The organism is Polyangium sp. 15x6 (genome assembly GCF_029960785.1).
Classification (GTDB): Bacteria; Myxococcota_A; Polyangia; order Polyangiales; family Polyangiaceae; genus Polyangium.
The window spans coordinates 208,222-216,290 of the sequence record NZ_JASBQE010000008.1 but is presented as its reverse complement, the minus strand read 5'-3'; the positions used below and the strand labels follow the sequence as shown (position 1 = coordinate 216,290).

Here is an 8,069-nt window from a genome sequence, read left to right as displayed (position 1 = left end):
CCACCGGCACCACCCGCGCCGCCGGCGCCGCCCTGGCCGCCCTGGCCACCGGCACCACCTGCGCCGCCGGCGCCGCCCTGGCCACCTGCGCCGCCCGTGCCGCCGCCGGCACCACCTGCGCCGCCCGAGCCCGAGCTCGAGCTGCTGGACGTCGTGTCACCACTCTTCTCGTCGTCGCCGCAACCGGTCGTGCCCAAAAGCGCGACCACGGCGAGCATCGAGCCGAAACCCAGGGCGAAAACCGAGCTTGTTCGCGAATTCTTCATGCAAGCGCTCCTCGACGTCCCAACACGAGGCAAGGAAGGAAAGCGACCTCTGTCGCGACGTCCGTCAAAACGGATGTTACGATGTGTTAGCGGACGTCGCAAGTGTCTTGGTGCCAGGTTTACGCGCTGCGTTCATGTGATCTGGGTCGCGGAACGCTCGTCAGCCTCCACCTTTTCGCCGCAGGGCGATTCCCACGCCGAGCAGGCACATGAGCGCGGCCCAGCCGACCATGTCGTCATCCGACCCGCCCACCTCGCAGCCCGCGCATCCGCCGCTCTTCGGCGGCTGGGGCGAGGCCTGTGGCACGTCGACCGGCTTCGTATCGCCGGGGCCCGGGTCGGCGGGCGTGGGGGCCGTACCGGCGTCCTCGGGCGTTTCGGGGGCAGGGGGCGTATTCGGCGTATCGTCGGGCGGCTCGGGGACGTCGGGCAGAGCCGGGAGGCTCTGGCCGTCCTTGAGGATACGATATCGGGGCGGATCGCCGCCCATCGGGCTCGCCACGTACGGCGCGGGGACGGCGCTCGCGGGCACGTTCTTGGCGGCTTCGATGCGCGCGGCCTCGTTTTTCCGCGACGCCGAGTTGGTGCAGGTCAATCGTTTTTCGCACGTGGTGCCCGGCGTCCCGGCGCAATCGGCCTGGGTTCGACACGTGCCGTGGGCGACCTGGATGATGTGGCGGTGCGTTGGCCGGTGCTCGATGCAGAACGAGAGCCGCTCGCATTGGCCGTTGTCGCACGCATCGCCCACCTTGTCGCAGCTATAGTTCAGCCCGCACGAGGCCTTGTCCGGCCCGTCCGAATCCCAGTGCAGGCCCTTGGGGCAGGGCGCGGGGGGAGGCGCCTCGCAATAGGACGTCGAGTGACGGACCTTCGGCACGTACCCGGCCGGGCAATCCGCGCGCATCGGCGGGACACAATAAGGACCGTTGTGGCTCTGGTGCTTCTCGGTGCCTCTCGGGCAGGAGATCGGCATGTCGTGGATGACGTCGGCGAAGGCCGTGGTCGTCCACGAAGCCGCGCTGAAGCCAAGGGCAAGAGCCATCGTGAGGGGGCGGCGCATCGGTATCGTACCCATCCTGAAAAGGGGGAGGTACGCCATCCTCCGCCCGGCCGCGAGCCGCGTCAAGTCGTCGATCGGAAGGAGGACGCGACCTCGGCGAGGATCTCCTCCGCGCAGCGCCCCCCGAGCGAGTGCCCCGCGCCTTCGACGAAATGGGTGACGCAGCTCGGCAGCCGCGCGGCGAGCGCGTGACCGACTTCGACGGGGACGTTGCCATCACGCGTGCCATGCCACAACGCGACCGGCGTGATCACGTCTTCCACGACGAACCCCCAGGGGCTCGCGAGCACGCGGAAGTCGTCCGCGCCGCCGCGTGGCCCCGGCCGCGCCGCCTCCGTCGCCCCCTCGAACCCCGCCACCTGGAGCCGTCGGTTCGTGAGCAGCTCCGCGTCCGGAGAGGTCGGCTTGACCATCCGCCGCGTGCTCGCGAGCCATTTGTCGAACCCGCGCTCCCCGAGGTAAGGCGCCATCATTCGACCCATCATCGCCCGCAAGAGGCGCGGCGACTGGACCGCGAGCCAGAACAATGGGCGATTCAAGCCTCGGACGAGGCGCGCTCTTTGGTACCAGGGCTCGGCCATCGGACCGGGCGAGGCGACGAGGACGGCGAGCGTGATGCGATTGCGCAGGCCGTGCGCCACGGAGAGGGCGTGCGGCCCGCCGCCGGACTCGCCGACGATCGCGAATCGATCCACGCCGAGGTGATTCACGAGGGCCCCGACGTCGGAGGCCCAGTCGACGAGGACGCGGTCGGGCTTGAAATCGCTCTTCCCGAGGCCCGGACGGTCGGGGCAGATCAGACGGATGCCTTGCGCGCGCGCCACCTCGTCGTAGAGGAGCCCGGTCACGCCCGACAGCGGGCTCCCCGGCATGTAGACACAAGGGCGCCCGGCGGGCTCGCCGTATTCGTACCAGGCGAGGCGGCGGCCATCGGGCAGCGTCATCGTCGAGGCGGGCGGAATGGGGTAACGCTCGGTCATCGTCGTCCTCCGGGCCAGCAGACGCCTAAAGACATCCCATTCGTCGTGATGTCAAGTGCTCCTTCGGCATCAAAAGGGGATCATGCGCGAGCGCTTTCCGTCTCGGCTGCCTTCCTTCCGGCGCGCAAAACCCCTCGCCGCGTTGATCCTCGGCCTTTCTTCGCTCGCGTGCGCGCCTCACCTGAACGCCCGTACGTTTCATGCGCCCGGCGCTCCCGTCGGTCGTGTCTCTGCGACGCTCGTGCCCGCGCCCGGCGTCCGCGCGGGTGGGCCGCACCTCGTCACGTTCGGCCTCCCATTGCCGCCGGAATCGCTGACGCGCTCGGACCTCTCGACCGTGCGTATCCTCCGGAACGGCGTCGAGATTCCCGCGCACGTCGACGAGCTCACCCCTTATCGGCACATCACCGATCCCGATCGCTCCGGGCGCTGGGTCCGCGTCGCGCGGATCCAGCTCACCCATACCTTCCAGACGAGCCCCCCGGCGCCCGAATCCGTCGTCGTCGAATGGGGCACCTCGGAGCGCACGCGCGACGTCCCCGCGCTCGTCGAGCCGCGGCGGGGATTTCATTCCGTGATGGAAGGCAGCTTCGCGCCCGAGGACCTCGTGACCGAGCCGGAGGTCTACGTCGTCTTGCCCAAGGCGTTCCTCTCGCAAGGAGCGTTGCGCACGCCGTTCGTGCCGCTCGACGATCGCGTCGGCGAGGAAATGGATCCCCCGGCGCTCCTCCACGGCCGGCGCCTGCCGTGGCCGCTCGCGTATGACTTCGCCCAGAAAAATTATTTCTTCGGGATCCTGAACGAGCCGGTCGGCGACAATCCCTACCGGACGAACCTCGACAACAACGGCGAGGCGTGGCTCTACGATCGCGCGTCCGCGATGTTCGTCCTCTACCTCCGGGGTGGGTCGGCGCGCGTCCTGCGCGAGGCCGTGCGCGCGTCGGTCTTTTACGAGCGGCTCCTCGTGCTCGCGCGGCAACATCGGGGCGATCCCTCGGCCGAGGCGCGCCATCAGGCGGCCTTTTTCTCGTGGCGCAAGCCGAGGCCCGACCCGAAGGACGCGGCGAAGGAGCCCGCCTGGGACCCGAAATACTCGTACGTCGAGTGCCTCGCCCTCACGCATTGGCTCACGGGGGACCCGCATATCCTCGACAAACTGGACGCCGTGGTCTCGGCCTTCGCGGACGTGCCCTCGCGCTGGTCGCCCGCGTATTCGCCCGTCCGTAAGAGCACGGGCGAGCGCTTGCGCGAGGCGTGGACGGAGAGGCACGTGGCATTCAAGCTTCTCGCCGCGACGATCGCGTTCGAGCTCCGGGGGCGGGAGGAGGACCGCGCGCGGGTCGTTCGTATCGTGGAGGATTTGCTCTGGCATCAGGATCAGAGCCGCCCCGGAGGCCTCTTCGCGCGGGCCGGGAAAGTCGTGGACGGCGGGCTTTACCATTTCGGCACACAACACGATCCGGACGAGGCCGGCGAGGAGCTCGTCGCTTCGCCGTGGATGTCCGCGCTGCTCGTCGACGCCATGGTGCGCGTTCATTCGTCCTGGGACGATCCGCGCATCGCGCGGTTCATCGTGCGCATGGGAAACATGCTCGCCGCGGCCTCGAAGGTGCGGGCGCAGCTGGACGGCTCGCGGCGCGTCACGCCCGATTATCTGATTCGCCCCGACGGCTCGACGCACACCGATCACGACGGCGCGGCGCACGCGGCGGACGTGATGGGCGCGCTCGCCTGGGCCGACGCGTTCGCGCGCCTCCTCGGCGAGCCGGATCCCCGGTTTCGCCGTGTCCTTTTGGGTTCGCCGGGGCTCTACGAGACGTTCGCGGGAGAGCTCTTCCAGAGCCCGGACGATTGGGTGCTGCGGCCTTATCGGCGGTATGCGTGGATGTTCCGCACCTCGGCGGCGTTTTCGTTTGCGCTGGGGGTGCGGTGAGGGGGAGCGGAAGCGGCCCTGTTTCTCGACCTCACCATCCGTCGCCGCTGACGACGGCCAGCATCTTCTCGAGGGCCTGGTCGATGGTGAAGGTGGCGGCCTTCTGGCGCGGCGGGAACTCCTTGAACGACTCCAGGAAGGGGGTCAGCACGGCTGTCGCGGACAGGATGAGGAAAATGTTGTCGATGAGCCAGTCGTAATACGTGTTCGACGTGATGTCGGCGCGCTCGAACGGGTCGGTGCGCAGGTTGAAGAGCTTGGGGACCCGCAGCGCCACGAACGGCTCGGACCAGACGCGCAACGTCCCCTGGGCGCGTTGCTCCATGAAGACCACTTTCCAGTTGTCGTAGCGCAGCGCGACGAGGTCGCCGTCGTCGTTGAAGTAAATGAAACCCGGGCGCGGGCCTTTCTGCGCCTTCCCGGTCAGGTATGGCAGCAGGCTGTCGCCGTCGAGGTGCACCTTGAAGGTCTTGCCGGCCGCTGGATGGCCCTTCCTCAGCTTCTCCTTGATCTCCGGGTCGCCTGCCGCTTCCAGGAACGTCGGCAGCCAGTCGTTGTGCGAGACGATCTCGTTGGAGACCACGCCCGCGGGGATCTTGCCGGGCCAGCGCACGATGCAGGGCACACGGTACCCACCCTCCCAGTTGGAGTTCTTTTCATTTCGGAATGGGGTCATGCCGGCGTCGGGCCAGGTATTCATGTGTGGCCCGTTGTCCGTGCTGTACATGACGATGGTGTCTTCCGCGATGCCGAGCTCGTCGAGCAGGTCGAGCACCTCGCCGATGAGTTTGTCGTGATCGATCATCGTGTCGTGATAGGGCGATTGCCACGCGCCTGCCTGTCCGACACTCTCGGGCTTGGGGTGCGTCCGGACGTGCATGTGGGTCGTGTTGAACCAGCAGAACCAGGGTTTTCCGGCGGCGTGCTGGCGCTTGATGAAATCCTTGGCGGCGGCGGCGAACTCGTCGTCGCAGGTCTCCATACGCTTCCTGGTCAGCGGGCCGGTGTCTTCGATCTTCTGCTTGCCGACCCGCCCGAAGCGCGGATCGACGGTCGGATCGTCGGTGTCCGTGGCGTGACAGCGCAGGACGCCGCGTGGACCGAACCGCTCGTGGAAGTGCGGGAACCGCTTCGGGTCCGGGTAGTTGGGCAGCTCCGGCTCCTCTTCCGCGTTGAGGTGATAGAGGTTGCCGAAGAATTCGTCGAATCCATGGACCGTGGGCAGGTGCTCGTTGCGGTCGCCGAGATGGTTCTTGCCGAACTGGCCGGTCGCATAGCCGTGGTTCTCGAGCAGCTCCGCGATGGTCGGGTCCTCCGCCTGGAGACCCACGGTGGCGCCCGGGACCCCGACCTTGGTGAGGCCCGTCCGGAAGCCGCACTGTCCGGTGATGAAGGAGGCGCGCCCCGCCGTACAGCTCTGCTCGCCGTAGGAATCGGTGAATCGCATCCCCTCCTTCGCGAGCCGGTCGATGTTGGGCGTACGGTAGCCCATCAAGCCATCGCTGTAACAGCTGAGGTTGGTAATGCCGATGTCGTCCCCCCAGATGACGAGGATATTCGGCTTCTTCTGCGATTGTCCTGCCATGGCGACTCCTTCGATCGAGGACGCCCCCATCACAGACAAGCATCATTCCATGCACGGGAACGCAGGATTCGCACGGCACCCGGGCGCGCTCGTGGAACGGATTCCGACTCTTCGTGGGTCGCAGAATTGCAGGCGGCGATGGAAGAAACGACGCGCGATCTCTCACCGGCCCGTTGGAAGAACTGCGCATCGCGCAGTTCTTCCACCCCGCGTCCAGCGCTTGCGCTGGTCCGGGTCGAGGGGCGGACAGCCCCCGCGGGGTCCGGGGCGGCGCCCCGGCGCGGCGGCCCCAACAAAAAACCAATACTCAGCCGCCGCGCGGAGAGGAGTTGCCTGGTTCGCTCGAGGCGCCTTCGCCTTTTTTCCCTGCTGCATTGCGCTTCGCCAGGCGCCTGGCGCGTGCCTTTTCGGCGGCATCGACCACCGGCTTCCGGAGCTGCTCGACGTGCGCCTCGTTCACCTTCGTCCGCGTGAGCGCGCCGAGCACGAGCTCGACGGTGTCCACCCATGCGCGCATGCGTCGCCGCACCTCGGAAGGCGCGATCTCTTCCTTCGCCGCTGCTGCCGCGGTCACCGACTTCTTTTGCTCCACCGCTCCGAGCGTCGTGCCGACCGCGCCGATTTGCTTGACGAGATCGAGCGCCGAGATGCCGTCGAGAATGGGCACCTGGGCGAGCACCGCGGCGAGCTCCGCCTCGGCGAGCTTCACCATTTGCGCGGCATTGCCGGCCTCGCTCTCGTAGGAGGCCTTGACGATCTCGAGCCCCTCGGGCTGGAGCTTCTCCAGGGCGACGTCGATTGCGTCGGCGAGGGCGACGTTCGGCGGCTCCTGGCCGAGCAGCGCCTCCCGCGCGCTCCTCATTCCGAGGTGCAGCGCGCGCTGGAGGTGGTCGTGGCGCGTGTCCAGCGTGACGGCCTGGTCGGAGAGGGTGCGCAGGGGAGTCTCCGCAGAGCTGCCCCCGCGCGCGCCGACGAGGCCGTCGTGGTCCTCCTGGACGCGAGGCAGGAAGGGCACGAGCTCCGGGATGGCCACGAACCACGGTTTCCCGTCGCCCGTCCAATGCTCGGTGATCGTGATCATCTCACCGATCGTGAGTTCATGGAGAAAACGCATGGCGGTTACGGTAACAGGATACGAAGGGCGCACACAACGGCAGGATGATGCTCGGGAGCGGGTTCGAGCTCGGCACAGGACCGGAAGGTGCTCCCGGGGAGCGGGTTCGAGCTCGGCACAGGACCGGAAGGTGCTCCCAGGGAGCGGGTTGGAGAGCGGCACAGGACCGGAAGGTGCTCCCAGGGAGCGGGTTGGAGAGCGGTAGAGGACCGGAAGGTGCTGCCGGGGAGCCGGGTCGAGAGCGGCACAGGACTGGAAGGTGCTGCCGGAGAGCGGGTTCGAGAGCGGTAGAGGATCGGAAGGTGCTCCCGGGGATCAGATCCGGGGTCCGCGCAGGACCTTTCTGTGATGCCGGGGAGCGGTTGCGGAAGCGGGAACCGACGCGCCATGCGCAGTGTCGTTCGCCGCGCGATGGGCCCCTTGCTGCGTTCTCTCGCCCTTTGGTGCTGCACAGCGGTCACGGTTTCTGCCTGCGCGCGGCCCGTCGTCACGCACACCGCTCCGCCCGTGGTCGTGCTGCCCACCGTAACGCCCGTGCTCAACGTCACCGCCGAGCCCCTTGCCCCACTGCCCGCGCAGCCCGCGCCTCCCAGCGGAACGTACTGGGTGCGACGGCTCACCCGCGGGATCAACATCGCGTCGGGCGTGGGCCAAGAGCGCGCGTACTCGGGCGAGGTCGCGTGCGTGCCCGCGACGATCGATCGCAAGGCGAACGAGATCACATTCACGCTGGGTTCGTTTTCGTTTCAGCTGCACGAGATGGGCGAGCACTGGACGCTGGGGTCGCCCACGCTCACGCACGCGTCGCCCGCGTTCTCGCTTCGCGAGAACACACACCAGGAGATCGATCGGCTCGATGAGAGCAGCGACGAGGACTCCCCGCGTGCGAGCAGGAGATGGCCGAGGCGGAGCGCATGCGCGCGCGGGTGACCGACGTTCCGGACGCGGCGCTCGCGCGGACGCTCACGCGCGCAGACGCGCTGATCGCGCACGGCGGGACGCTGTGGGAGTACGTGACCAACGAAGCGCAATGCCGCACGCTCACGGCGACGCCGCGCAAGGGCAACGGCCACGGCGTGAAGCTCAGCGCGCCCGCGCTCCCGGCACCGTTCACCCGCGACGCGCAGTAAG

The 8,069-nt window shown here is 68.1% G+C and carries 7 protein-coding genes and 1 pseudogene; 3 read left to right on the top strand and 5 right to left on the bottom strand.

All coding sequences use genetic code 11. The annotated features are described in order from the left end of the window. The 3 genes and pseudogenes from QHF83_RS09190 to QHF83_RS09180 all read right to left on the bottom strand — a co-directional run. Positions 1-266, bottom strand: a pseudogene (locus tag QHF83_RS09190) (hypothetical protein); the annotation flags it as partial. A gap of 160 nt (positions 267-426) precedes the next feature. Then, positions 427-1,326, bottom strand: a complete 900-nt coding sequence (locus QHF83_RS09185; RefSeq protein WP_282417390.1) for a hypothetical protein — start codon at positions 1,324-1,326, stop codon at positions 427-429. Positions 1,327-1,388: 62 nt separating this feature from the next. Continuing rightward, entirely contained in the window at positions 1,389-2,306 is a 918-nt protein-coding gene (locus QHF83_RS09180; RefSeq protein WP_282417389.1) for an alpha/beta hydrolase, read from the bottom strand. Positions 2,307-2,388: 82 nt separating this feature from the next. Between QHF83_RS09180 and QHF83_RS09175 the strand changes: the two genes are divergently transcribed. Further along, complete coding sequence (locus QHF83_RS09175; RefSeq protein WP_282417388.1) at positions 2,389-4,239, top strand: hypothetical protein; 1,851 nt, start codon at positions 2,389-2,391, stop codon at positions 4,237-4,239. A gap of 31 nt (positions 4,240-4,270) precedes the next feature. Here the strand turns inward: QHF83_RS09175 and QHF83_RS09170 are convergent, their stop codons facing one another. Further along, positions 4,271-5,824: an arylsulfatase gene (locus tag QHF83_RS09170; protein ID WP_282417387.1), complete on the bottom strand. Its 1,554-nt coding sequence runs from the start codon at positions 5,822-5,824 to the stop codon at positions 4,271-4,273. 307 nt (positions 5,825-6,131) lie between these two features. Beyond that, positions 6,132-6,938 (bottom strand): hypothetical protein, encoded by an 807-nt coding sequence (locus tag QHF83_RS09165; RefSeq protein WP_282417386.1) that lies wholly within the window; start codon positions 6,936-6,938, stop codon positions 6,132-6,134. Between the two features lie 387 nt (positions 6,939-7,325). Between QHF83_RS09165 and QHF83_RS09160 the strand changes: the two genes are divergently transcribed. Continuing rightward, entirely contained in the window at positions 7,326-7,868 is a 543-nt protein-coding gene (locus QHF83_RS09160) for a hypothetical protein (RefSeq protein WP_282417385.1), read from the top strand. Then, complete coding sequence (locus QHF83_RS09155) at positions 7,865-8,068, top strand: hypothetical protein (RefSeq protein ID WP_282417384.1); 204 nt, start codon at positions 7,865-7,867, stop codon at positions 8,066-8,068. The genes QHF83_RS09160 and QHF83_RS09155 overlap by 4 nt, the downstream gene beginning before the upstream one ends. Position 8,069 lies beyond the last annotated feature (1 nt).